The organism is Peribacillus sp. BM1, assembly GCF_056679975.1.
In genome coordinates this window covers 2,371,765-2,397,813 of the sequence record NZ_CM155259.1, presented here as the reverse complement: position 1 = coordinate 2,397,813, position 26,049 = coordinate 2,371,765, and the positions used below count along the sequence as shown (strand labels likewise).

The following is a 26,049-nucleotide window of genomic DNA, read 5'->3' as shown; positions in this document are numbered from 1 at the left end:
TGTTAGGATGGGGTAATTTCTTTCTATTTTATTCAGATCTCAACAACCCTGAATACGGAAAAATAAAGTGATACTTCAATCAGTGGGGGTCTTCATCCCCACTGATTGTTAGTCCCGTTCTAGAGTCGCTAATATCACCGCTACGCTTTGATAAAGCGGCTCTACGAACTCGATTGGTTCAACTAAACCTTTGAAAACCACAAAGTTAAGTTGAACTGTATCTCACCAATCGGGCTTTTACGGGCAGTTATCCCCCACCTACCGCTTCTTCGATTTAAAGCTTGGGGGTGTTACTACTTGCCCGTTAATGCGGGATAAAGAGGTCGTACATACATCAAACGCTCGCTTCAACTAATAGCATCCGTAATTCTACATGTATTCCAACTTCATCCTTTCAAACCATTATTGATGCACTTTCCCAAAATAAATCATTAATAAAAACAAGTGATTATCCCATAATATTAGTACAGTGGTTAACCACCACTGAAAAAAAGTTAGGGGCGATTACAAATGGCAAACAACAGTAATAATTTATTAGTACCGGGAATTGAACAAGCACTTGACCAAATCAAATATGAAATCGCACAAGAATTCGGAGTGCAATTAGGTGCAGAATCAACATCACGTTCAAATGGGTCTGTTGGTGGAGAAATCACCAAACGACTTGTTCAACAAGCTCAATCTCAACTACAAGGTAGATAATTATAAAAAAAAACTGAATATCTAATGGATTTAAAAAACAATTACATGCAATTTAGCATGAATTAAACAAAGGATGACTCTAAGATAACAATTTCTCTAAAGCACCATAGGGAGAGTTGTTACTAGAGTCACCCTTTTTTATTTCACTCTTTTTACCATCATTTTATTATATTCCCCCAAAAAACTCCGAAAATCTAAAAAACATTCATTATAAACGAACTATTATAAAAAAACAATAAATATGGAAAGGATTATCCATGTTTATTAGCGAATGTAAAAGGGTATAAACTAATGTTTTGAATCGAATACACAGCAATATTTATTAGCAAGTAGGAGCGGAATCATGATATGATATGATCATTCTTCTTGATTTTCCGTTATCAATTAATCGGTATAAAAACAGATAGCTTAAACGTATCAGAGGTGAACACACAATTGAAAAGAATATTAAAAGCTTATGATTACCCCACCTTCATCGCCATTGTGTTACTCTGCTTATTTGGTTTAGTCATGGTGTACAGCTCGAGCATGATTGCAGCAGTAGCAAGATGGGATTATGACATCGATCATTTTTATCAAAATCAAAAAAAAGCGATGCTACTATCATTCTGCGCAATGTTTTTTATGATGATCTTTCCTTACAAGTTCTTTCAAAATAAAAAAATCTTAATGATTATGATGTTCGGAATATCTGGATTACTTTTCATTACATTTTTATTCGGACATACAGCTGGTAATGCTCAAAGCTGGCTTAAAATCGGTGGATTTTCCATCCAACCGGCTGAATTTTCTAAACTGGCCTTAATTATTTACTTGGCAGCCATTTACGGTAAAAGACAGGACCGCATCAATAATATGGATAAGGCCGTCATGCCGCCGATTATTTTTCTTGTAACAATCTGTCTGCTTATCGCAATACAGCCCGACTATGGTACTGCAGCTATTATATTCTTAATTTCTGCATCCATCATCATTTCATCTGGAATGGCCTTTAGAGGGCTGGTAAAGTTATTCTCCATATTTCTAATGTTCGCTGGGATCGCAATTGTAGGTTTCTTTGTTACAGGCAATATATCAAAGATTTTTTCTGCTAATAAAATTGCTCGTTTCACAAGCTTTGCAGATCCTTTTCAAGCAGGAGATTCTGGTCTTCAGTTAGCGAATTCATTGCTTGCAATTGGTAATGGAGGCTTAACAGGAGTTGGTTTGGGAGAAAGTACGCAGAAATATGGATATTTGCCTGAAAGTCATACCGACTTTATCATTGCCATTATCGCTGAAGAGCTTGGATTCCTTGGAGTAGCCTTCGTACTGCTTACCTTAGGGTTTATTGTATTAAGGGGTCTCGTTCTATCTGCTAAATGCAACGATCCATTTGGTAGCCTTCTCCTTATTGGGATTTCCTCGATGATAGGGATTCAAGTTTGTATCAATATTGGCGGTGCTACCGGTCTCATCCCGATCACTGGTATAACATTACCCTTTATAAGTTATGGGGGATCCTCACTCTTGCTTTTGATGACTTCTATTGGAATGTATCAAAATATTATTATGCGTATGAATCTAAAAACCCAGAAAGAAGCTGAAGAGCCCGTCATTCATCAGGACTTTGCATCCAATAAATAATCAAAAACCGCTGTTAGGATTCTAACAGCGGTTTTTGATTATTTAAAGTGCAAGCCGATTTTTGTCCATCCACTAAGTAAACTTAGCAGCGGGCAAAGAATACAAAAAAGAGCAAATGGTGCATATTCAACGGTTGGAACACCGAGTACCTGGGTGAGAAATACTCCACAGACCCCCCAAGGAACAAGCGGATTTACGACAGTACCTGAATCCTCTAACACTCTTGCCAATGATTTTGCTTTCAAGCCCATTGTTTCATATTCCTGCCGAAACGTTTTCCCTGGTAAAAGTATCGATAAATACTGTTCACCCGCGAGAAAATTTACTCCAACTCCAGTCAAAACAGTGGCAGAAACTAAACGCCCGACGTTCGTCAACGTTTTCTTAACGGCTTCTAAAATGGCAGGAATAATACCTAGTTCGAATAGCAAGCCGCCCATCCCAAGGGCCAGAATCACAAGTGAAATGGAAAACATCATACTCGTAATTCCTCCTCTTGAAACAATCGAATCAAGTTGTTCTACTCCACTATTTAAAGAAAACCCTGAGTATAAAATATCAGCTATTCCGGTTACAGTCACATCAGGTGAGGTAAAAAACGTAATAATGATTGCCGTAATAATTCCAGCGGATAATGTAGGAATGGCGGAAACCTTTTTCAAAGCTAGTCCACCAACCATAACAAATGGTAGCAAGCTCCATAGACTTATTGTTGTGTGAGTAGATAATGCAGATACCATCTCGTCCATTTCTTTTACACCTGTAACATTTGTGCTTGGAGAAAGTATGAAAAACAATACCAAACTAATCAAAAATGCTGGAATGGTTGTCCATAACATATTTCGAATATGCTCAAATAACGGAACTCCTACTGTTTCAGATGCGAGATTGGTTGTATCGGATAATGGAGACATTTTATCACCAAAGAATGCTCCAGAAATAATGGCACCTGCCGTAATTGCCAATGAAAAGTCAAGTGCAGTTGCCATTCCGATAAACGCGACGCCTACAGTGGCAGATGTTGTTAACGAGCTGCCGATACATAAGCCAATTAATGAAGTTGATAAAAAAACAATCGCAAAAAAGGAGTTGCCTGAAATATATTGAAATCCATAAAACATAAGGGTCGGTATGGTCCCACTTGCCATCCAGCTCGAAATTAACATCCCAATAAAAAAGAAAATGTAAATTGCACCTAAACCAGGAGCTGCACCATTTATCATAGCCTTTTCAATGATTGAGAAGGTTAGTCCTTTCATTCTTCCATAAATAATCAGAACGAGTATGGCACCAAGTATCGGTATATGAGGCGTCATTTCATAATGAATAATTCCAATTCCAATTATAGTTAATGAGATGGCAAGAATGACCAATGCTTCTCCCATTGACAGCTTTAATTTCACGTTCTTTACTTCCACCTGTTTTCCCCACTTTCATGTTGTATAAAACTACTTAGTTGCAAATGTAGAGAATTATCTACCTTTTTCACTTAGACGCTTTTAAGTGATAAAGCATAAAGTTAAATTTAAGCCAATACGCTGGATTTGTCAATCCTTTTTTCTATAAAGGTATAATACCCTATGTTGTAACTTCTCTTTCAGGACTTTCAAATGTGAACAATTCAATAGGAGTAAAAAAATGAGGCTGTCCCAAAAGGGTCAGTCCTCACATTCGATACACCATTTATTGTTTCATATAAAGTGAAACTTCAATCAGTGGGGGTTTTCTTCATCCCCCACTGATTGTTAGTCCCGTTCTAGTGTCGCTAAATCTTCGATAAAGCGACACTACGAACCCGATTCAACGAACTCAGACTAAACCGCTGAAGAACACAGTGGTAAGTTTCACTGTATCTCACCAATCGGGGTTTTACTGCCAGTTAAAGCGGGGTAAACGATATATAGGCGATGTCGGTCTAACTCTTTCATTATGGGACAGCCTTATTTTTTATTCACTCATATCCATTGGATTATATAACTTTACATCAGGGTTTTTGTCTTGGAACCAGCGCAGAGCGAAATCATTTTCGAAAAGGAACGCATATTTATCGTACCGATCTTTCACAAGGATACTACGTGTGCTATGAAGATTTTCATCAATCTTTTCATCCTCTGCCCAACGAGTAATCTTGCTGCCCATTCTCTCCATAATAACTTCAACGTTGTATTCATTGCGCATCCGGTGTTCAAATACTTCGAATTGTAGCTGACCTACTGCCCCTAACAAATACTCTTCCATACGTATAGTTTTGAACAACTGGATCGCTCCTTCTTGCACAAGCTGATTAATCCCTTTATGAAAATGCTTTTGTTTCATCACATTTTTAGCGGTTACTCTCATAAATAATTCTGGAGTGAATTGTGGTAAACGGTCAAATTGATACAATTCCTTACTTGTTGTAATTGTATCACCAATTTGATAATTCCCCGTATCATAAAGACCGATAATATCACCGCCTACTGCCTCATTTACCGTATTACGATCATCAGCTAAAAATTGAGTAGAGGATGACAAGTTTATCGCTTTTCCTGTTCTACTAAGAAATACGCTCATACCACGTTCAAACTTGCCTGAACATATGCGTAAAAACGCAATACGATCACGATGCTTAGGATTCATATTCGCTTGGATCTTAAAGATAAAGCCAGAAAAATCCTCGTTTATTGGTTGAATTTCTCCTACTGTCGTATTTCGTGACTTTGGTGCAGGAGCAAATTGTAAGTATGCATCTAAAAAAGTCTGAACGCCAAATGTCGTCAATGCACTTCCGAAAAAGACTGGACTAAGCGTTCCGGCTAGTATATTTTCTTCCGAGAACTGGTTACCAGCTTCTGAAAGCAGCATGATTTCTTCAAGCGTTTGCTCATAAAGAGGTGAATCCTTTAATGCATGATCAACTGCCAATTCTCCTTCATCATTCAAAGGAAGATACCGATCTTTCTCATCACTTTTGAATTGCTCAATTCGATTATTAAACCGGTCATAGACACCGACAAATTCTTTTCCCATTCCAATCGGCCAGTTCATTGGATACGTTTCAATTCCAAGTACTTCTTCTAGCTCAGCAAGTAACTCAAGCGGCATTTTTCCTTGACGATCCATTTTGTTAATAAACGTAAAAATCGGAATCCCGCGCATCCGGCATACCTTGAACAGCTTGATCGTTTGATCTTCAATTCCTTTGGCAGAATCCACAATCATCACAGCACTATCGACTGCCATAAGTGTACGGTATGTGTCTTCACTGAAATCTTGGTGACCTGGTGTATCTAATATATTCACACGAAAATCATCATAATCAAATTGCATGACAGATGAAGTGACTGAAATTCCACGTTGCTTTTCAATCTCCATCCAATCACTTGTCGCATACTTACCAGTTTTCCTTGCTTTAACGGTTCCTGCATCACGGATGGCACCACCAAATAAAAGCAGCTTTTCCGTTAAAGTTGTTTTCCCAGCATCCGGGTGGGAGATAATAGCAAAGGTTCTTCTTGATTGAACCTCATCGTTTAATGTAGTCATATGTTTATTCCCTTCTATCCTATATAAGTGGAATGTCCACCATCAAGTTAACTAACGCCCATCTTTTCTTATTCATCACACTTTTAAATGAAGATCTTATTGTCAGTATCTCCTTCATTTATACCAATAGTTATAGTTTATGAACGGTGTTCACTCATTCTACACTTTAGAAATATATCATATCTGCTTCTTTTTTGGCTATACCCTAAGAAGAGTTGCACATTAGAAAAGTACAAACGGCTTGATCAACCTCTGACCTAGCATAAGACGAGGTGGTAGGCTACTTTCGCTAGACACCAAATATTATTGAAGAAACTTAGATTTTTTTAGCTTGTTATAAAAGCGCAAACGACTTTGAGGAACTTCAACAAACAAGAGAGAGAAGGCGGTAAAGCTACCATTTGGACAATGAAAAGCGTGTGAAACCGCAGTTTCACACAATTGAGCCAAAGTCCGTTTAAATAACCATATTGTTTAACACAGCTTTCATTTTAAGAATAGTCGCTTTAGTTTGGCACCTATTGCTTTTGTCGTTTTGCTTGCTGCTTCTTTTGCCAATATTTTTTTGCTTCTTTTATCAACAAAGGAGCAACTAATACGGCAACACGTTTTAGCATCTTTTTCTTCATACTAGCACCCTGCTTTCTTTCGAATTAAGCGTTAATAAATCTCCACTCTCTATCCTCCTGTTTAACCTAAGAAGGAAAATTTAAAACATACTTGCTTTATTTATGTATGTTTTAACAGCTGATAATCCGGGTATAAGAAATTACTTTTTAGGATACGATAGAAAATGTCATTTTGATGAAAGATAGTGATTGAGATTTAAATTGATTTGTTTTACAATTTGATTAGATAATATTTAGAAAAATGAAACGAATTCACATATTAGCAAGCATCCACAACTAGTGGAATTTTGCTAATATATGAATGGCTTATTTTTACTAATAAGCTTTACCATATATTAATATTTGCTTAATTTTTAGGAGGATTTATCGAATGACAGTTACTGGTAAAGTTAAATGGTTTAATGGTGAAAAAGGATTTGGATTTATTGAAGTAGAAGGCGGCGACGATGTATTTGTACATTTCTCTGCAATTCAAGGAGAAGGTTTCAAAAATCTTGACGAAGGTCAAGACGTCGAATTCGAAATTGAAGAAGGCAACCGCGGACCTCAAGCTACAAATGTTGTAAAACTATAATCTACCTTAAAAGATGCTGCCACTTGGCCGCATCTTTTTTATTGTAACGTCAGAAACAAAGTGAATATTCAATCATCGGGGTTTCTTCATCCCACTGATTGTTAGTCCCGTTCAACAATCTTTTCTATTTTTCAAATTGAAGTGATCCTTCAAACGATCGGGCAACTCAACAATGGTTTGATTAAGCACATCAAGCTTTGCTTCAAATCGATGAAGCAAATACAATGTTACAATAATTGGAAATCCAACATCACTGACAAATGTTAGAAGTTCATTCATATCGTTCACCTCCCCTCACTCTCGTTATACCTCCAAACTTTGAAAAAGTAGCAGCGTATTATAAATTATGTACTATTGAAATACGATTAGGCACTAACCAATAAGTAGGATAAAATATGCTTAGATGTTCGAAGAGAAATAGTTTTTATAGTTTTGCATGTTGTAAATAAATGTGAACCAGACTTTTTGAACAGCCTTTAGTCATAGATAGAGTTCTTAGAAAGTGAGGTAACCGAATGAAATCAATCTTTCTTTTATTCCACAGCTGGTTTAACAAAAAAGATCAGTCACTTCCCTCAACACATGCTTCTTTCAAGATTGGTCATCGAGGTGCTGGTGGGCATTGCCCTGAAAATACAATCGCTTCCTTTAAAAAAGCTTTAGAATATCATGTTGATTACATTGAAATTGATATTCAAATGAGCCTTGATAGAAAGATTGTTGTCTTTCATGATTCAACCTTGGAGAGGACAACAAATGGAAAGGGAAGGGTTCAGGATTTTACATATGAGGAGTTGGCTAAATTAGATGCTGGTGGTTGGTATGGCGAGCAGTTTAAAGGAGAGAGAATTCCCCTATTAAGCACTGTATTGGATGAAATCTTACCCTTTGCTGGGATTTTAATTGAAATAAAGCATCCCGAACACTATCCTGATATTGAATCGGCACTAGCTCATGAGCTTAAGAATAGATTGCAAGTAGGCATCGAGCCTCCAAAAGTGATGGTCCAATCTTTCAATATCACTTCAATTAAAAAATTCCACGAGCTTTTACCAGAAGTCCCAGTCGGGATCCTAATCAAACATAATCCAAAAGGAATATCAAACAAAGCTTTACTGAAATATTCACAATTTGCTTCATTTATCAATCCCAAAAGAACGATGATGAACGAAAAGCTAAAACAAAGAATACATGCATGTGGAATGATGGCATTCACTTGGACGGTCAATAATCGAAAGCATGTCCATTCATTTGAGAAAATGAAGCTTGATGGAATCGCGACTGATTTCCCTGAATATTTCAGTTTAAACGAAAAGAATAGCGGACCTGTTACTTGATTTCCTTTAATATAAGCGATTCCCAATTCTCAATAAGTGCGTGTTCAAAAAGGAGGATAAAAAGAGCCGAGAAGCGCATCTCGAGAGGACCGAAGCGTATGCAGTTAATACGTGAGGACCGGAGAGACAGAGCTTTGAAGCAATTCGACAGCTATTTTTACCGGACTTTTTGAACATCCTCTATAGACAACAGAGGTATTAAAAGCATCATAACGGATACTTCTAATACCTCCTCTTTGTTCCTGGATAGTTAAATTAAATCGTGTACTATTTTAATAACATTGGAATGAACGAATTTGATCCGCGTCTACACCAAAGTAAACCCACCGTTGCAAATTTCTTCTCCAACGGTATCCTGCAACAGAATATCTGCCGACATAAGTCGGATAAAACCAAAAGCCTCTGCCGCTTTCGAGCCAAATATAGGTATTTCGGTACAAACAACCTCTTAAACTATCTGGATCTACAGCTTTCAAAAGCCCGCCACTTAATTGCGGAACAAATAATGGAGGTGCCGCTGTTGGCGGTCCATCATGATGATCATGGCCATGCCCCCCTCCGTGTGGTGGTGGCCCAGGATATTGCCCATGGCCTCCTCCTTGTGGAGGTGGTCCCGGATATTGCCCATGGCCTCCTCCGTGCGGTGGGGGTCCCGGATACTGTCCATGGCCTCCTCCTTGTGGAGGTGGTCCTGGATACTGTCCATGGCCTCCTCCTTGTGGAGGTGGTCCTGGATATTGTCCGGGGCCTCCTCCTTGTGGGGGCGGTCCCGGATATTGTCGGAGTCCTCCTCCTTGTGGGGGTGGTCCCGGATACTGTCCGGGGCCTCCTCCTTGTGGCGGTGGTCCTGGATACTGTCCGGGGCCTCCTCCTTGTGGGGGTGATCCAGGGTACTGTCCATATCCACCTCCTTGTAGTGATTGGTTGGGATACCTAAATCCTCCATCGAATGAAGGTTGATTCAAATCTTCCCACTGAGGACTTGGCAACTGCTCTGGATTATCCATTGCCTGTCTAGCTAACACCTCGGCATACTCCCCATAATTATCATATTCATTAAAGTAAGGATCATTATTCTGCTCATTAACATACTGATTGCCTTCAAAATTAAAACCGGAATTTGGGTTGAATGGATTCATTTACCTTCACCTCGAATTTACTTTATCATTACCCTTTACACTATGTAGGCATCTACCCTACCGTACCTTGTTTCATATCTATTCTTTCTTTAAATGGTGATGGTGTTACAGTCTGTTAAAAGGGAATAAAACAATTCCTCAGGAACGATGTATCCACAATTTCCGTAAGGAGGAACCTTCTTCCTTACTAAAAAAACTTGTATATTTAATATAATTTGTTATAGTGTAGGTAGAGCTTTTAACTAGAAAATGAGGGGTTCCTATGTGGGAATTATTGCTTGACTTTGATTATCAAACCGTTCTTAACGCAATGATGGCTGGATGTATTCTCGCCCTCTTTATTCCTGTTTCAGCCATTTACTTTATTCATAAAAATGACTTTTTTACGCAAGGCAAAGGGCAGGATGCTCATCAAATCCTGCAACTGAAGCATGCATATATATCTGCAGAATTTTTTGAACGCAGAGGAATTCAACGTTTTTTTATAGTGATTCACAGAAAAGAGTCTCCTGATGACTCAGATGAACCAGCTTCCCTTCTCGTTGTTTAGATCAATTAAACAAAACGAGGAGGAAATATATTGAAGAAAAATATGATTGTAATTGTTTCAATGCTTACACTTATGTTAACTGGGTGCCAAGCCACTTCTGGATCAGGGGATGGATTTTTCCAAACATTCCTGATTAATCCGTTGATTTGGCTGCTTGAATTCAATGCTCAACTATTCCATGGAAATTATGGGTTAAGCATCATCTTAGTAACACTGCTCATTCGCATTCTCATTCTTCCTTTAACAATGAAGCAGTACAAAACACAGCTTCATATGAAAGGTAAAATGGACAACTTAAAACCTGAAATGGCGGCCATTCAAGAAAAAATCAAACAAACAAAAGATCCAGTAAAAAAACAAGAGCTTCAAAAAGAAATGATGGCATTGTACCAAAAACATGGAGTCAACCCTTTAAATATGGGCTGTCTGCCAATGTTAATTCAAATGCCGATTTTGATGGGTTTTTATTATGCCATTAAAGCATCACACGAGATTGCAACACATAGCTTCCTATGGTATAACCTTGGACAGGCAGATATGATCATGGCCGTAATTGCAGGTGTGATTTATTACCTACAATTCAGAGTTTCCCTAAAACAAATGCCTACTGAACAACAAACGAACATGAAGTTCATGGGCTTACTTTCACCCGTTATGATTCTCTTTGTTTCGTTTTCAGCACCTGCAGCTTTGCCTCTCTATTGGTCAGTTGGAGGACTATTCATGATCATTCAAACGTACACGTTACAAAAATTATATAAACGTGAACCGAAACAAGAAGTACTCATTTCTCCTGAAACGTTAAAAGACTAATGAAATGAGCATGTTATATCGATTCACCCACTGATATTTACTCAGCTAAAAAACCCGACTTTATCTCAAGTCGGGTTTTCGTCATATCGTTTAGTTAAGAGTCGGTTTGGCAATTTTCGAAAAGAACGCCGTTACATAATCAAAGTCTGTATAAAAAAACAACAGAAGATCATCAGGCTTTGAAAGTTCCCATGCTTCACGGTACGCATCAGGTTCTTTTGGAACAATAAGTACATTTTGCTTATTCATATGCTTTTCGATCACAGTTTCTTTCATTAAATTCGCAACTTCCAATGGCTCTCTTCCTCGAAGATCATCATCCTCCTTCAACAAGATAATATCTGAATGCTTGCTTAGTAACACTGCCATTTTTCTTAAATCCTCATCTTTCCGATCACCAGGGCCAGCAATCACAGACACCACCCTCCGTTTAGCGAGGTTTTTAACGGTATCAAATATTGCAGCAAGGCCACTTACATTATGCGCATAGTCAATAATAATTTTTCTACCATTTAATTCCATCATATTAAATCGACCCTTTGAAAGTTTACTATTAGGATGAAAACATACCGCTCTTTCTCGTAACTGATCCATCAAGACGCCTTGTGAATATGCAGCAGCTAATGCTTGAAGCAGATTTGATAGATTATGTTTAGCTGTCCCATTAATTGTAATTGGTATGTCGCTTCCTAACAGAAAGCGGTCTTTTTTTCCTTCACTCGCATACATAATCCAGCCAGAATCATTTACATACCACACTGGCTCTCCTTCTTGCAGCGCTTTTTTTACAAAACGATTATGTTCAGTCAGTGATGTATAAATAATTTGTCCTTTACTATGTGAACTCATTTTGGCAACATTCGAATCTTCAGCATTTAATATGCAATATCCTGTCTCATGCACCACTTCAGCAATTAGTCGCTTCAGCTTTACTAATTGTTCAAATGTAACGATGCCATCACTGCCAAGATGATCTTCAGCTACATTTGTTATGATGCCAACATCACAATGCCTAAAGGCAAGTCCCTCCCGTAAAATACCGCCTCGTGCAGTTTCAAGAACCGCATAATCAACATTCGGATTTGCTAACACTTTTCTCGCGCTTATTGGACCACTGCAATCTCCTTCATCTATGCATTGACTGCCAATGTAGACGCCATCTGAATTCGCCATTCCTACTGTTCGTCCTTCTTCAGATAAGAAATGAGATACGAGCCTTGCTGTTGTTGTTTTGCCATTCGTACCGGTTATCGCAATAATCGGGATCGCGGCTTCAGTTCTTTCTTTAAAAAGGTAATTCACAATGGCTGCCCCAACATCTCGCTTTTTCCCTTCACTTGGATAATGATGCATTCTAATGCCGGGTGCTGCATTGACCTCAATAATAGCTACTTCATCTTGATTTAGAGGTTTTGAAATATCTGGACAAATCAAATCTATCCCTGCTATATCTAGATTAATTGCTTTTGCTGCCGACACGGCTATCTCTTTAATAGTAGCGTGTACTTGATCTGTTACATCAATTGCTTTTCCACCAGTTGACAAATTTGCGTTCCCCACTACTTGAATAATGTCACCTTTTTCTGGAATCGATTGCAAAGACAAATTCATTTTTTCTAAATAACATGTAACAGTGTGATCTAAAGGGATTTTTGTCATTGGTTTTTCATGATCGTCGCCTCGAATCGGGTTTTTATTTTCCAATTCAATAAGCGCTTGGATTGTATCAGTACCATTTCCTATAATAAAAGGGGGAATTCTCATACTTGCCGCAACAAGTTGACCATTTACCACAAGAAGCCGGTAATCATTCCCTTCGTAATAGCGCTCGATAATATATGATTCTCCTTGCGGTTCAAGACAATTGACAACATTGAACAATTGTTCACGATTCTTAATATTCGTCATTACTCCTTGTCCTTGTCGCCCTTTTAATGGTTTAAGGACAAGGGGATAGCCAATTAAATCGGCCTTCTGGAAGATTTCCTCGAGCGTCTGGGCGACCACCCCAATCGGCACTGGCAAACCGCAATTTGTTAAAATATCCTTTGTCATTTGTTTATCACAGGATTGTTCAACAGCTAAATTTGATGTTTGGCTCGTAATCGTAGCTTGGACAAACTTTTGCCTCGAACCAGTGCCAAGTCTCAATAAACTATCGTCCCCTATTTGTTGAACAGGTATCTCTTCCTGTAGAGCTGCTTGATAAATAGCTTCGGTACTTGGACCTAATTTATTTGAATAGTATAGTTCCGCAATTTCATCCACGTAAGATTCAATTTTTACAGGTTTTGAATTCGAGAGGATGCTCTCGACGATTTTCACTGCAGAATTAAATGCACAAAGACCTGATTTCTTCTCTTTATAGCTATACGTAACATAATAAATACCTGGATTTTCCCCTGCAATGGTTTTCCCGCGTCTTACTTCAATTCCTGCTAAATTTTGTAGTTCAATGGCTATATGCTCTAAGATATGTCCCATCCAAGTACCTCGCTTGAGACGATCAAAGAAACCACCAGTATATCCTTTAGAACATGTATGAGAAAGAAGTGAAGGGATCGATTCCATCAATGCTTCGTTGAATCCTGGTATGATATCTGAAGGCTGATATTCCAATTCTTCAATATCCAACTCAATAAGTAAGGTAGGCGAATATGAAAAGTAATTTGGCCCCTTTAAATATCTAACTCGATTAATCTTCATTTCTTCTTCCCCTTTTTTATGAGTTGTCTTTTTAATAAATCAAATTGATATCCTTTTGTAAGTGTATGAAGTGCGAAGTTAGAAATCGTTAATTCCTCACTTCCGTTTTCTGAAACTATGATATCTACAAAATCACTATTTCTGCCATCAATGACTAATACCTGATGCTCGCCAAACACTTTAAATTGATCGTCTTTGACAAGGATAGCTGTATTTTCATCTATCCCAATCCCGATAACTTCCCTATTTTCCGCAATGACGCTCAGCAAGCGATCGAATCTTCCTCTTTGAGAAAAATGTTGATCAATGATGAACTTGTCGAGAAATCCAAATCCCGCTCCGAGTTCAACTTTCAATTTATCATCGTCAAGTTTCGTATCCGCAGCAACAATCATTTGATGTGCCATAATGGATGCTCCAGCACTCGTTCCACCCAAAATCAATCCATCTCTCCACGTGTCCATTAACGCATCATGAAGAACTGTACCTCTTATAATGTCTGCTAGTCGACTTTGATCTCCACCTGTAATAAATACAGCCGCAAGTGATGATATTCGTTTCCGAATTTCAGGAGAATCAGCTTCTGCTCTATTTTTAATGGACAAGATTTCAATATCATTAACACCCAATTGATGAAAGGTGTGTATATAGTCTTCGCACACCTCTTCTGGAATCTCACTTGCAGTTGGGATAATTCCAATTGCTCCTGATCTTCCCTTAGCCAAATCGACAAACAAATTTAATACGTCTCCTTGCGGACACTTTTTTTCAGCTCCACCTATTATTAATAGCTCACCAACACTCATCGATTTTGATCACCTTTATAGATTAATTTGTTTTCCAAATACCCATCATCTACTTCTTTTGAAAAAATCATACCTATTTTATTATGATTTTTCGTATGAAAAGTATGCATGTAGAAACAGAAATTTAATAAATCAATTGGTTTGGAATTTTATTTATGAGGAAGAATACGTTTAAAAAGGTTATAAGGACAGGGAAAATTGTCAGCATCATTTCGAAAATCAAAATAAAGGAGAAGACCGCTTTGGCTAAAGATAAAGAGGTAACAAATCATTCCAAAATAAAAAAAGAAGTACGGCTGAGTTATAAATGGCTATGTATGATATTGATTTCTGTTCTATCATTAACCGCGTTTAACACAAATCATACTGTAGTTGTTGGCATGAGTCATGAAAAACTAAATAAAACAAAGGAAAATACTGCAAACTCATTTCCGACAGTTACAGCTAATTCTAAACCTACTATCAGGAATGGCCACTTAAATTACGGACTGTCATCTGATACTCCTTTTACAGGTATTCTAAGCTATTTATTATATTCGGGTAATCCAGATTCATTAATATTACAATTCTTTGATGAAAGTTTATTACAAACAGATGAGAACTATACGTTTAATAATGAAGGTGCTGCAACATACGAAATGTCTGAAGATAATAAAACGATCACATTAACGATTAAAGATCATGTAAAGTGGCATGACGGAGCACCTGTCACAGGTGCGGATTTAGAATATGCATTTCTTGTAATCGGTAATCCGGACTATACAGGTGTCAGATATGATAAACAAATGCAAATGGTTGCAGGTATGGAGGCATACCATGCAGGAAAAGTAGATTATATTTCTGGCATTAAAGTAGACGGCCAAAAAATCTCCATTACATATAAAGAAGCGAATCCATCCTTACTTACAGGCGGTGTTTGGACATATCCGATGCATAAAGAATATTTGAAAGATGTAGCCATCGCTGACTTGGAAGCTTCTGATAAAATTCGGAAAACTCCGATTGGTTTCGGACCATTTCAAGTAAAAAAAATTATTCCCGGTGAAGCAGTCGAGTTTGTTGCGAATAATGAATATTGGCAAGGAAGACCTCAACTCGGAAGTATTACACTTAAAGTGATTAACCCTGACTTAGCGGTTAAAGCTATTGAAACAGGCGAATTAGATATTGTTGAAATTTCAGCTGATCAATATGACCAAGCTAAAAAATTGCAAAACATTGAAACGCTAGGATATATTGGATTTTCCTATTCATATATCGGCTTTAAATTAGGGCACTTTGACACACTGACTAAAACAACAAAAATGGACAATCCCAAAATGGCTAACATAAAACTTCGTCAAGCAATGGCCTATGCGATCGATAATAAATCTGTTGGAGAAAAAGTTTATAAGGGGCTTCGTTCCCCTGCCAACACTGTAATTCCAGCGATCTCTCACTATCATAACTCCGATATTACAGGATATTCACTACATCAAGAAAAATCAAAACAACTATTGGATGATGCAGGTTATCTGGATATAGATGGGGATGGGATACGTGAAGATTTAAAAGGAAAGAAATTTACGATCCATTTTGCTTCTATGAATGGAGATGCGAATTCAGAGCTACTTGCACGCTATTACATTCAACAATGGGGTGATATTGGTTTGGATGTTCAACTCGTTGATGGACGCCTTCAAGAGTTTAACTCATTTTATGATATGGTAAAATTGGACGATCCGAAAATTGATATTTACCAAGCAGCATGGCAAACAGGTTCTGATCCAGACCCATCTGGAATCTGGGATAAAAACTCAGATTATAACTATACACGTTGGGTGAATGATAAAAGTCAAGAATTACTGGCAAAAGGATTGTCTCCTGAGGCCTTCGATGAAAAATACCGTAAAGATATTTATGATGAATGGCAGCAACTTGTTCATGATGAAGTACCAATGATCCCCACTTTATACCGTTATAATCTTGCCGCTGTAAATCTACGTATTAAAGATTTTGACTTCAAATTTACTGACTGGTCTAAAGTTGCTGTAACTGCTGAAAATGCTGTAAGATAAAATGATACTTCATAATAATAGTGTAACGTAAAGAAAGGTGTTTTTTAAATGGCCAAAGTAATAAATAATCAAGAAATTGTACAATACATAAAGGATCTTGTTTCCATTCCAAGTCCTTCAGGTTATACAGAAGCAGCAATCTCATATGTAGAAAAGTTCATGAATAATAGGAACATTCCCTATATTATTTCAAACAAAGGTGCCTTGATCGCAACAATTAAGGGAGTAAATGATAGTAAGCATCGACTATTAACTGCACATGTGGATACACTTGGAGCAATGGTGAAAGAAATTAAGAGTAGCGGGCGTCTAGCTTTAAGTATGATTGGTGGATTTCGCTGGAATTCTGTTGAAGGAGAATACTGTAAAATCCACACAGCAGATGGAAAAATTATCACAGGTACAATCTTAATCAATCAAACATCGGTTCATGTGTACAAAAATGCAGGTGATGCAAAACGAGACGAAACGACAATTGAAGTGCGAATCGATGAAGTAGTCAAAACAAAGGCTGAAACAGAAGCAATTGGCATCTCAGTTGGCGATTTCGTGTCATTTGAACCACGTGTAGAAGAAACAGAAAGCGGCTTTTTGAAATCTAGACACTTAGATGACAAAGCAAGCGTTGGCATCTTGTTACATTTGATCGATATCATTCAAAAAGAAAAAATTACCCTTCCCTTTACAACTCATTTCCTTATTTCAAATAATGAAGAGATTGGATATGGTGGGAACTCCAATATTCCTCCTGAAACGGTTGAGTATATTGCTGTTGATATGGGGGCAATCGGAGACGGTCAGGCAACGGATGAATACAGTGTTTCTATCTGTGCTAAAGATTCTTCAGGACCATACCATTACAAACTTCGGCAGCATCTAATTGAGGTAGCAAAGAATAATAATGTGGATTACCGGGTCGATATTTACCCTTATTACGGTTCAGATGCATCAGCGGCAGTACGTGCTGGTTTTGATATTGCCCATGGATTAATTGGCCCTGGCATTGATGCATCACACGCATTTGAAAGAACGCATATTTCTTCATTGAACCATACAGCAACTTTACTTTATCGCTATTTGCAATCTGAATTAATTTAAAGAAAGTTGCAAATAACGAGTTTTCACCTTTAATATGACAGCGGCGGTTGTATTAAAGGTTTTTTTCTTAATTTTTTGGCAGGATTTGAAGGACGACGTGTAAAGGAAATTTCTTTTAATACGTTATCCTTCATACTTTCAGATACAATCGCTATTCACTTTATTTGGAACACCCCATATTTCAACCTCTTCTTTGTCTTGCGTCAGCTGCACGTTTTAAGGCTTGTCCCATAAAATTTATACTTAGCATTAACACTAGAATCATCATTGCAGCAGGTAACCAAATCCACCATTTGTTTTCAAGAACATCTGGGTTTCTTGCATAACTAATTAAAGTCCCTAGACTTGGTGTACTTTCAGGTAAACCGAAACCTAAGAAAGTCAATGCGGTTTCAAGACCTATATTACCCGCTAAATTTAATGTGAAGTTCACAATAATAATAGAACTTATATTAGGTAAGATATGCGAAAGGATAATTTTCCAATGTGGTGTCCCTAAAGTTTGTGATGCTTGTACATACTCTAATTCCCGCTCAGCCAAAGTTTTCGAACGGATTAGCCTGGCTTTCCCTGTCCATAAAAAGATGGACATAATCAAGATAAAATTTGTGACAGTAAACTTCGGTACAACTGTAACAAATACAATAATCATCATCGTTGAAGGAAGTGACATGATAAAGTCGATCGCACGCATGATTACGTTATCAACAACTCCCCCAAAATAACCAGCTATTAGCCCGGCACTTAAACCTATGAATGCTGTTAAAAATGTAATGCACAAACTAATTGTGAACGAGTTACTTGTACCAAAAATAAGTTGTCCTAATATATCCCGTCCAGCATAATCCGTTCCTAACAAATTTCTTTCAGAAGGCGAGAGATAAATGGAGTAAATATCCACTCGGGCGATCGCCTTTTGATCCATCATAAAGGATGCTATATAGACACTTACCAACAATATAAGGAGAAAGAACAGGGAACCGAAAGCAAGTCTATCTTTTTTTAATTCCTGCCATATAATCTTAATTCCTGATGGACTCCTTTTTGCTAGTTGAATATTATTTACTGATTCTCCCTTCATCTCCAACAGCTTTCTCCTCCCTATTCCATCCGTATACGAGGATCAACTAAACTTAATATGATGTCTGAGAGAAGAGTACCAAGTAAAGTTGCAAACCCTAACATTATAACAATCGCGGTGACAACACTGAAATCCCTTAGCCCAATAGAACTGACAAATAATTGGCCAACTCCAGGATAACTAAAAATTGTTTCAATAATGACAGTGCCACCGACTAATCCAGTAATTTCATATCCTAAAAAGGCCGCAATTGGTAATAAGGAGTTTCTTAGAATGTGGCGTGTATAAATTTTATTATCTGAAATTCCTTTTGATCTTGCAGTACGTGTATAATCTTTGAACTTGTTATCAATAATTTCATTTCTTAAATACTGAACGGTGCCAACAGTGGCAATCAGAGCTGTACTCAATGCCGGGAGGATGACGTGATGGAGTTTACTTACATAATACGCAAATGTCTGAGCATCAACTTTAGAGCTCACACTACCTCCAGTTGGAAACCAACCAAATGAAAAGCCAAAAACGAATAACATGATAAGGGCAAAGATAAAAAGGGGTGTCGCAAATCCTAAATAATTATAGCCAGTCACTATTTTATCAATCCATGTGTCATTGTAGCGACCACTGAGAATTCCCATCGGAATAGCAAATAAGTAGGTAAGGAGTAGTGTTATTAGTGCTAAAAATACAGTATTCCAGATTCTTTCTGTAATCACCTCTGTTACTGGTATTTTGTGAGTATACGATTTACCAAAATCACCGTGGACAATACCAGAAATCCATCTCCCATATTGTTCATACCAAGGATCATTCAATCCTGCTTTTTCCCTTAATTCGTAAACCCGTTCTGGACTTATTCTTGGATCCATAGATATTCCTGTTAAAGCATCCCCAGGCATTTGTTTTGCCAATGCAAAAACAATTAAGCTTAGGATAAATAACTGAGGAATCATCACGAAAAAACGTCTAAGAATAAACTTCCACATGATCCCTCCACCTCCTATCGTAACGCGACTCTATGCGTGTTGGAGATTGATTTTAAGTCGTAAGCCCTCCCCACATCATCAAAATATTTAGAATGGTTTTGCTTATACTCTTTGGCAACCCTTTTCCTTAGGTTCGTCTTTTTCTCTCGCATTTCATGATTTAAATCTGGTATAGAAGCAATCAATCGTTTCGTATAAATATGCTGTGGATTTTCGTATATCTCTTCATTAATTCCTTCTTCTACTAAACGACCACGATACATTACTCCCATTCTGTCACATATATGTCGAATCACACCTAAGTCATGTCCTATAAATAAATACGTTAATTTAAACTCTTCTTGAAGATCTTGGAGGAAGTTTAACACTTGGGCTTGTACAGAAACATCCAAGGCAGAAACTGGTTCGTCAGCAATAATTAATTTAGGCTTTAGAGTAAGAGCTCTTGCGATTCCGATTCTTTGACGCTGTCCACCAGAAAATTCATGCGGGTATTTATACATTGAATCTGGACTTAAACCTACCTTATCCAAATACTTCTGAATCATTTTCTTTTCTTCTCCTACAGACAAACGCTCGTAATTCCGCAGTGGTTCAGCAATAATATCAACGACCCGCTTTTTCGGGTTGAGTGATGAATATGGATCTTGAAAAATCATTTGAATATCTTTTCGAAATGGCTTCATTTGCCCAAAAGACAACTTCGAGAGATCCTGTCCTTCAAATAATATCCGACCTGACGTAGCATCGTTTAGTTTCACAACCGCTTTCCCGGTCGTTGATTTTCCACTTCCAGATTCACCAACAAGACCGTATGTTTCCCCCTCATTCAGTTCAAAACTAACACCATCAACTGCCTTTACATAATCAACGATTGTTCTAAAAAAGCCACCACGGATTGGGAAATGAACTTTTAAATCGTCTATTTTAAGTAATCCCATTAGTTATCTCCCCCCTCTGCAATCCTTTAAAGTAAAAATGTTTATAGCATGTGCAGCGTACCCAATGATCAGGAGCAACTTCATGTAATTCGGGGGATTCCTCGTGAGCATCGCAAGGAATCCATGGAATCCGGGGACTAAACCTACAACTCTCTCGATTCATATTTACAATCGACGGTACAATTCCATCGATCACATGTAACCGCTTTTTGTTTGTTACTTGTGATGGAATGGATTTCAATAATGACCTCGTGTATGGGTGCAAAGGTTTGGTAAATATTTGTTTGACAGTACCCATCTCAACAACTTGTCCAGCATACATTACAATGACTCTGTCTGCTACTTCTGCAACAACACTCAAATCATGAGTAATCAGGATAATTCCCATTTTCGTTTCTTTCTGAATAGATTTAAGCAATTCCAAAATTTGTGCTTGTATCGTTACATCTAATGCAGTAGTAGGCTCATCGGCTATTACTAGCGATGGGTTACAGGCAATGGCAATAGAAATCATCACCCTTTGCCTCATTCCACCTGATAATTCGTGAGGAAATTGATCATAAGTACGCGTTGGAGACGGAATGCCTACTTGTGTTAATAGCTCTATCGTTCTTAATCTTTTCTTTTCTTTTGATAGTTTTGTGTGAAAAGTCAAGTTTTCTTCAATTTGATCTCCAACTGTCATTAAAGGGTTCAAAGCAGTTAAAGGTTCCTGAAAGATGATCCCTATCTCTTTTCCACGTATTTGATTCATTTGCCCTTCTGAAATTGTAACGACATTTCTTTCTCTATATTTGATTTCTCCTGCGATCTTCGTCCGTTGATTATTATGCAATCTCATAATCGATAGAGCTAATGCACTCTTTCCACATCCTGATTCGCCAACGACTGCCACGATTTCATTTTCACTTACTGAAAATGAAACATGATCCACCGCCATATAATACTTATCTTTTATTTTAAACGATGTGGTTAGATTCTCTATTTGCAAGATTGGTTTCTCCATTGACATTGCCCCACCTTCATTGTCAATATTCAGTATGAACACAAGCTCTGCTCATCAAGGAGCGTTTGTAAATCCCTTTCTTTATTACAAACTAGATTGGATTTGCAAACTCTTAAAACACGATTTCTATGCTTCATTATTATTTTATAAAAGGAGATCAATCAATTTCCTATTCTTATCTTTATGTATACAGCTTTAATATAGAACATTCTCATAATTTTAATTCTCTAGTAAAACAAGACTTCAATACAGACTCTTCTGTTGTGTACTCATTAAAAACCTAATCATGCACACTAGAATTATGAATTAATGCACCTTTAGTAGAGATACTCTATGGACTCGAAAGATATTTTCTCGCAAACGATTCATTCTCCATAAAAAACCCCATAAATGTTAGATTGTTGTCTAACATTTATGGGGCAGTTCATTTTAGGTCGCTTTTGTTTTTATAGTTGGTTTGTCCCAAAGATAGCAGCAATTTCTTTTGTACCTACTCTTCGTTTCTTCCTCGCTTCTGCTCTAATCACAGCTGATTCATATAGTTTTATCTCCATCTCAGACTGTGGAATAATACTAGGCACAAGAGTTGGCTTTTCGTTTTCATCAAGAGCAACAAATGTCAAAAATGAAATTACGCATAAATTTCGAGTCCCTGATAGTAAATCTTCTGCAATTACTTTGACCACTACCTCCATCGATGTTCTTCCTGTATAAGTGACAAATGCTTCTAAACAGACCGCATTGCCTTCGTAGATTGGATGGAGAAAGTCTACAGAATCGGTTGATGCCGTTACAACCGATCTTCTTGAATGCCGCATAGCTGAAATAGCCGCTACATCATCAATATAAGCCATTAATTTCCCACCAAACATCGTTCCATTATTATTCGTATCAGGCGGTAAAACAAGGCTTGTTTTTACCACAAGAGAATCACTGCAATATTTCTGTTCTTCCATTATCCAAACTCTCCTGTCCAATTAAATCTCTTTTTACAAGCGTAGCCATTTTCCTCGGTATAATTCTTTCAAATAGTAGCAAGACGTTCATTTAAAAGTAAAGAAACTCGTTTTAAACCAAACAATTTTCTCGTGAACATACTCACTTCCACTCTCTTATTTTACTTTACATCTATCATAAATACCCGAACTACGTAAAGATAATTATTTTGTACGACAGAACACTGGGGGATTCATTTTCTTAGAGGATTTTTTAAGAAACTAGATATTCGATTTATCAATAATCTAAATATATATCCAAACTAAAAAAGAAATATTACACTACCATTCATTTTATAGTTCAAGTATGATATGCTTACAAAAAATATTTTTCATTCATCAATAAGGGGTATTGCACATGGATCATTCATTACAATTTCGACTTGCTTCATTAGAGGATTTGCCAAGAATAGTGGAAATTTATAATTCAACCATCGCTTCGAGAATGGTAACGGCTGACACTTCGCCGGTATCTGTTCAATCAAGACTCGCTTGGTTTCATGATCACATTCCTGATAAAAGACCATTATATGTAATAAAAATAGATGATCGGACTGCTGGTTGGCTAAGCTTTCAATCGTTTTATGGGAGACCTGCCTATAACACAACTGCTGAAATAAGTATCTATTTGGACGATTCGTTTCGTGGGAAAGGTCTTGGTGGACTTGCTATCCAGAAAGCCATTGAGCTATGTCCTTCTTTAGACATCGCTACAATCCTCGGATTCGTATTCGGTCACAATACACCAAGCATTAAATTATTTGAGAAATTCGGGTTTGAAAGATGGGGAAATCTTCAAAAAATTGCCTTGCTAGACGATATTGAACGAGATTTAATCATTTTAGGAAAAAGAGTGCTACACGAAAAAGGATAAAATTAAACAAAGGATGTTCAAAGGAATCTTCATCCCCGCAAACTGCGACATACAGTCTATATACGTGTTATTTTCACATAATACTGTGTGTTGAAGTACGAGGTCTGACCCTTCCGAGACATCCTCTTCTCTATTTAGCCTACCTCGAAACATCATCTAATACTCTTCACTATATTGCGCATCCGTGAGAGGCGTAATATTGAAGATATTTATTAATATGTCAAGCTCTTGGCTCGCTCTAATTGTTTGTTTATTCGAAAGTCCAAATCCCTTTGCTAGTTTAATCATTTCTTCACGCTTTTGTTCAATTTCATTGGATAATTGAACGAAAGATTTCATCACTACCTCACACTCCATCAGCTATTTTGACTTATTGTAAAATAAGTCTAGAGTTATCATCAAATAAAAGCAATATTTTACAATCAAAGTTTTACTTCATTAATCTAGAATTCGCAAATTAGACACATTTTATACAACTCGTATATTATTTTTTTCAATTTAATCTAAACAAATTCTGTAGTACATTCCCGAAATGAAGCATTCAACCAAAATAGCAAAAAGGATATCCCAAAAGTAAAAGATCTGCCCCCGTAACTCCTACTTACAGTTTAAACGAAGTGTAAGTAGGAGTTACGGGGGCAGACTTCTTTCGGACATCCTCTTTTATTAAGATTACTATCAGGTTATATTTGGTAATTTCTCCTCTGCTAAGTGACAATATTTTTAGTTGAAGAATGCTCTTTATTTTGAATTTGTTCAAATTCTCTCTCTAGAATATTCAAGGAAACATCATAAAAATGTTTTTGTTCGGATGTTTTATACACGCCACGGGATAATAATTGTTCGATTAAAAACGCCTTTTTTTCCTCAACTATCTGCAGTAACTTTGCCATTCTATACACCTCTTGCTTTATTTATTAGACAATTATTTCAATATGAATTTCTTCAACAAACTTTATATACCATTCCTAAGTGTACTTCAAACATTATTTCAGTAAATTAAAATTTTCATTCCTACGTGCTTATTCATAAAGTGAATCTTCAATCAGTTGGAGTTTACTACCCGTTAATGCGAGATAAATGCGGCAAACGATAGCCCACACTGTACAGTTAAGATTACAACCAACAAATCCAAACAATAAAAAGCCTCTTCTTAAACAAGAAGAGGCTGAAGTTTACGTCCGTTCGACTCTTCTTATCTTCCAAGCCTTCGCTTGTTGGATGTGGCACAGTGCTCAAAGTTGAGTCTGTTGCCGAGGTATCGCAGGGCCAAATCCCTCCACCTCTCTGGATAAGAATGATATATAATTGATGTTAATGCCATTATACGTTTTATTCCAAATAAAGTCAATGGTCATGTTTTGCTAATCTTGCAAAACAGTGTTCTTCGTTTCTTTCCCCCAAATTAACACGACAATTGCTCCAATTAAAATCGCAATTGTAAAAATTGTAAAAACCACACTAAGCGCAGTACCCGCTGCAACAAAATATCCGATGAGAAGCGGTCCCAAAACTCCCCCAACTCTTCCAGCAGCCGCCGCCATACCAGCGCCGGTACCACGAATCGTTGTCGGATATTGCTCAGGGGTATATGCATAAAGTGCCCCCCAAGCTCCTAAGTTAAAGAATGACAATAGCATACCTGACGTGATGAGCATCGGTAGTCCCTCTGCCGCGCCAAAGAAATACGCACTTACAGCTGTTCCAGTTAAATACGTGACAAGAACGAACTTGCGGCCCATTCTCTCGATAAACCACGCTGCAGTAAAATATCCAGGGAGCTGAGCTAAGGTCATAATCAATACATATTCAAAGCTCTTGATTAAACTAAATCCTTTCATCACCATAACACTTGGAAGCCACAAGAACATCCCATAATAAGAAAACACGACACAAAACCATAGAATCCATAATACAAGCGTTTGTTTTCTATGTTCTCTTGCCCACACACTTTTAATATTTTGCATAATCGTTGGCTTAGCTTTAATTTCAAGTCCGACATACTTCGGTGAATCCGGTAGATGTAAACGTAAATAAAGGGCATAAAACGCTGGGAGAGCACTTAAAATCAAAGCGATTCTCCACCCGTACCCTGGAATAACGAAATAGGAAATTAAAGCAGCAATAAGCCAACCTAATGCCCAAAAACTTTCGAGTAGAACGACCACTTTTCCTCGATTTTTGGCAGGTACGCTTTCTGAAACAAGCGTCGAAGCTACCGGAAGCTCTCCACCTAGTCCCATACCGATAAGAAAACGAAGTACTAAAAATAAAGCCAAAGATGTAACTAGAGCCGATAAGCCACTGCCAATTGAAAAAAGCAGCAAGGTAATGATAAAAACTTTCTTCCTTCCAATACGGTCAGCCATAATTCCGAAAAGAAAGGCACCAAATACCATTCCTATCGAATTAATACTACCGATCCACCCTACTTGTTGAGTTGTCAAACCCCATTCTGCTTGTAATGCCACCACAATAAATGACAGCATACCTACGTCCATTGCATCAAACATCCAACCGAGTCCAGCAACGCCAAGTAACCTACGATTAGAAATCGTTTTTGTATTCCCCTCCATGACAGTCCTCCTGAACAACCTCTTAACT

24 protein-coding genes and 1 riboswitch are annotated in these 26,049 nt (G+C 37.5%); of the genes, 9 read left to right on the top strand and 15 right to left on the bottom strand.

Going from position 1 to position 26,049, the window contains the following annotated elements; all coding sequences use genetic code 11:
• Positions 1-510 precede the first annotated feature (510 nt).
• Positions 511-702 (top strand): alpha/beta-type small acid-soluble spore protein, encoded by a 192-nt coding sequence (locus tag AC1MGI_RS11525; protein ID WP_049680522.1) that lies wholly within the window; start codon positions 511-513, stop codon positions 700-702.
• Positions 703-1,137: 435 nt separating this feature from the next.
• Complete coding sequence (locus AC1MGI_RS11520) at positions 1,138-2,328, top strand: FtsW/RodA/SpoVE family cell cycle protein (protein ID WP_480345393.1); 1,191 nt, start codon at positions 1,138-1,140, stop codon at positions 2,326-2,328.
• A 38-nt stretch (positions 2,329-2,366) separates the two neighbouring features.
• Here the strand turns inward: AC1MGI_RS11520 and nhaC are convergent, their stop codons facing one another.
• Both nhaC and AC1MGI_RS11510 read right to left on the bottom strand, forming a co-directional pair.
• Positions 2,367-3,713 carry a Na+/H+ antiporter NhaC gene (nhaC, locus tag AC1MGI_RS11515; RefSeq protein ID WP_480349773.1) on the bottom strand — a complete coding sequence of 449 codons (1,347 nt, stop codon included), beginning with the start codon at positions 3,711-3,713 and terminating at the stop codon, positions 2,367-2,369.
• A 562-nt stretch (positions 3,714-4,275) separates the two neighbouring features.
• A complete protein-coding gene (locus AC1MGI_RS11510; RefSeq protein WP_480345392.1) occupies positions 4,276-5,853 on the bottom strand; it encodes a peptide chain release factor 3 in 1,578 nt (525 codons plus the stop codon).
• A 999-nt stretch (positions 5,854-6,852) separates the two neighbouring features.
• On the opposite strand from AC1MGI_RS11510, the gene cspD reads away from it, so the two are divergent.
• A complete protein-coding gene (gene cspD, locus AC1MGI_RS11505; RefSeq protein ID WP_480345391.1) occupies positions 6,853-7,056 on the top strand; it encodes a cold-shock protein CspD in 204 nt (67 codons plus the stop codon).
• Positions 7,057-7,167: 111 nt separating this feature from the next.
• Here cspD and AC1MGI_RS11500 read toward each other — a convergent pair whose 3' ends face one another.
• On the bottom strand, positions 7,168-7,335 hold the full coding sequence (locus AC1MGI_RS11500) for a YvrJ family protein (protein ID WP_062181767.1): 168 nt from the start codon (positions 7,333-7,335) through the stop codon (positions 7,168-7,170).
• Positions 7,336-7,571: 236 nt separating this feature from the next.
• Here AC1MGI_RS11500 and AC1MGI_RS11495 point away from each other — a divergent pair, with 236 nt between their 5' ends.
• Entirely contained in the window at positions 7,572-8,393 is an 822-nt protein-coding gene (locus tag AC1MGI_RS11495) for a glycerophosphodiester phosphodiesterase (protein ID WP_480345390.1), read from the top strand.
• A 272-nt stretch (positions 8,394-8,665) separates the two neighbouring features.
• On the opposite strand, the gene AC1MGI_RS11490 is transcribed toward AC1MGI_RS11495, so the two are convergent.
• Together AC1MGI_RS11490 and AC1MGI_RS11485 are read right to left on the bottom strand one after the other, a co-directional pair.
• Positions 8,666-8,869 carry a hypothetical protein gene (locus tag AC1MGI_RS11490; RefSeq protein ID WP_480345389.1) on the bottom strand — a complete coding sequence of 68 codons (204 nt, stop codon included), beginning with the start codon at positions 8,867-8,869 and terminating at the stop codon, positions 8,666-8,668.
• A gap of 11 nt (positions 8,870-8,880) precedes the next feature.
• Positions 8,881-9,294: a hypothetical protein gene (locus AC1MGI_RS11485; RefSeq protein ID WP_480345388.1), complete on the bottom strand. Its 414-nt coding sequence runs from the start codon at positions 9,292-9,294 to the stop codon at positions 8,881-8,883.
• A 500-nt stretch (positions 9,295-9,794) separates the two neighbouring features.
• On the opposite strand from AC1MGI_RS11485, the gene AC1MGI_RS11480 reads away from it, so the two are divergent.
• Together AC1MGI_RS11480 and yidC are read left to right on the top strand one after the other, a co-directional pair.
• On the top strand, positions 9,795-10,082 hold the full coding sequence (locus tag AC1MGI_RS11480) for a hypothetical protein (RefSeq protein WP_480345387.1): 288 nt from the start codon (positions 9,795-9,797) through the stop codon (positions 10,080-10,082).
• A 30-nt stretch (positions 10,083-10,112) separates the two neighbouring features.
• Positions 10,113-10,895: a membrane protein insertase YidC gene (yidC, locus tag AC1MGI_RS11475; RefSeq protein WP_480345386.1), complete on the top strand. Its 783-nt coding sequence runs from the start codon at positions 10,113-10,115 to the stop codon at positions 10,893-10,895.
• Positions 10,896-10,985: 90 nt separating this feature from the next.
• On the opposite strand, the gene cphA is transcribed toward yidC, so the two are convergent.
• Positions 10,986-13,601, bottom strand: a complete 2,616-nt coding sequence (gene cphA, locus AC1MGI_RS11470; protein ID WP_480345385.1) for a cyanophycin synthetase — start codon at positions 13,599-13,601, stop codon at positions 10,986-10,988.
• Positions 13,598-14,407 (bottom strand): cyanophycinase, encoded by an 810-nt coding sequence (locus AC1MGI_RS11465; protein ID WP_480345384.1) that lies wholly within the window; start codon positions 14,405-14,407, stop codon positions 13,598-13,600. The genes cphA and AC1MGI_RS11465 overlap by 4 nt, the downstream gene beginning before the upstream one ends.
• Positions 14,408-14,724: 317 nt before the next feature.
• On the opposite strand from AC1MGI_RS11465, the gene opp4A reads away from it, so the two are divergent.
• Complete coding sequence (opp4A, locus tag AC1MGI_RS11460; RefSeq protein ID WP_480349772.1) at positions 14,725-16,464, top strand: oligopeptide ABC transporter substrate-binding protein; 1,740 nt, start codon at positions 14,725-14,727, stop codon at positions 16,462-16,464.
• A gap of 48 nt (positions 16,465-16,512) precedes the next feature.
• The gene (locus AC1MGI_RS11455; RefSeq protein WP_480345383.1) at positions 16,513-17,562 is read left to right on the top strand and encodes a M42 family metallopeptidase; all 1,050 of its coding nucleotides are present in this window, start codon (positions 16,513-16,515) and stop codon (positions 17,560-17,562) included.
• A 181-nt stretch (positions 17,563-17,743) separates the two neighbouring features.
• Here AC1MGI_RS11455 and AC1MGI_RS11450 read toward each other — a convergent pair whose 3' ends face one another.
• From AC1MGI_RS11450 to AC1MGI_RS11430, 5 genes are all read right to left on the bottom strand, one after another.
• Positions 17,744-18,643 carry an ABC transporter permease gene (locus AC1MGI_RS11450; RefSeq protein WP_480349771.1) on the bottom strand — a complete coding sequence of 300 codons (900 nt, stop codon included), beginning with the start codon at positions 18,641-18,643 and terminating at the stop codon, positions 17,744-17,746.
• A 20-nt stretch (positions 18,644-18,663) separates the two neighbouring features.
• The gene (gene opp4B / locus AC1MGI_RS11445; RefSeq protein ID WP_480345382.1) at positions 18,664-19,629 is read right to left on the bottom strand and encodes an oligopeptide ABC transporter permease; all 966 of its coding nucleotides are present in this window, start codon (positions 19,627-19,629) and stop codon (positions 18,664-18,666) included.
• 14 nt (positions 19,630-19,643) lie between these two features.
• Positions 19,644-20,570 (bottom strand): ABC transporter ATP-binding protein, encoded by a 927-nt coding sequence (locus AC1MGI_RS11440; RefSeq protein ID WP_480345381.1) that lies wholly within the window; start codon positions 20,568-20,570, stop codon positions 19,644-19,646.
• Positions 20,557-21,576, bottom strand: coding sequence for an ABC transporter ATP-binding protein (locus tag AC1MGI_RS11435; protein WP_480345380.1), 1,020 nt, complete (start codon positions 21,574-21,576; stop codon positions 20,557-20,559). The genes AC1MGI_RS11440 and AC1MGI_RS11435 overlap by 14 nt, the downstream gene beginning before the upstream one ends.
• 446 nt (positions 21,577-22,022) lie before the next feature.
• Positions 22,023-22,532, bottom strand: a complete 510-nt coding sequence (locus AC1MGI_RS11430; protein ID WP_062181794.1) for an acyl-CoA thioesterase — start codon at positions 22,530-22,532, stop codon at positions 22,023-22,025.
• A 397-nt stretch (positions 22,533-22,929) separates the two neighbouring features.
• Between AC1MGI_RS11430 and AC1MGI_RS11425 the strand changes: the two genes are divergently transcribed.
• Positions 22,930-23,445, top strand: coding sequence for an N-acetyltransferase family protein (locus tag AC1MGI_RS11425; protein ID WP_480345379.1), 516 nt, complete (start codon positions 22,930-22,932; stop codon positions 23,443-23,445).
• Between the two features lie 156 nt (positions 23,446-23,601).
• Here the strand turns inward: AC1MGI_RS11425 and AC1MGI_RS11420 are convergent, their stop codons facing one another.
• The 3 genes from AC1MGI_RS11420 to AC1MGI_RS11410 form a co-directional block, all read right to left on the bottom strand.
• Entirely contained in the window at positions 23,602-23,784 is a 183-nt protein-coding gene (locus tag AC1MGI_RS11420; protein WP_403073989.1) for a Spo0E family sporulation regulatory protein-aspartic acid phosphatase, read from the bottom strand.
• 368 nt (positions 23,785-24,152) lie between these two features.
• The gene (fbpA, locus tag AC1MGI_RS11415; protein ID WP_480345378.1) at positions 24,153-24,338 is read right to left on the bottom strand and encodes a Fur-regulated basic protein FbpA; all 186 of its coding nucleotides are present in this window, start codon (positions 24,336-24,338) and stop codon (positions 24,153-24,155) included.
• Positions 24,339-24,637: 299 nt separating this feature from the next.
• Positions 24,638-24,743: riboswitch (SAM riboswitch) on the bottom strand.
• A gap of 66 nt (positions 24,744-24,809) precedes the next feature.
• Positions 24,810-26,021: an MFS transporter gene (locus tag AC1MGI_RS11410; protein WP_480345377.1), complete on the bottom strand. Its 1,212-nt coding sequence runs from the start codon at positions 26,019-26,021 to the stop codon at positions 24,810-24,812.
• Positions 26,022-26,049 lie beyond the last annotated feature (28 nt).